Raw genomic sequence first — 386 nt, forward strand, 5'->3', positions numbered from 1 at the left:
GGGGCGCGCTCGCCGACCCCATGCTGCGCCGCCGGATGGTGGACGCCTGGATCTCCGTACGCATCATGCGCACCACCAACCTGCGGACCATCGCCGAACTGACCGCGGGCCGGACACCGGGCGCGCAGGCCACCACCGCGAAGCTGTACGCCTCGAAACGCCACCAGCACCTCGGCCACCTGGCCATGGAACTGGCCGGCCCCGCCGGGCAGATCGTCGGCGAGGACTACGGCCTCGACACCCGTCAGCGCTCCTTCCTGCTCTCGCTCGCCGAGACGATCTACGGCGGGTCGAGCGAGATCCAGCGCAACATCATCGGGGAACAGGTCCTCGGTCTGCCCAAGGAGCCGCGGCCATGAGCAAGGCGGGGGGTGGGGCCCCGGAAA

1 protein-coding gene is annotated in these 386 nt (G+C 70.7%); it reads left to right on the plus strand.

Annotated features, from left to right (window positions below):
• A partial coding sequence (locus tag TN53_RS42815; protein ID WP_046264329.1) for an acyl-CoA dehydrogenase family protein occupies positions 1–359 on the plus strand: 359 nt, incomplete at its 5' end.
• Between the last annotated feature and the right edge of the window lie 27 nt (positions 360–386).

This window comes from Streptomyces sp. WM6386 (genome assembly GCF_000972385.1).
Taxonomy (GTDB): Bacteria; Actinomycetota; Actinomycetes; order Streptomycetales; family Streptomycetaceae; genus Streptomyces.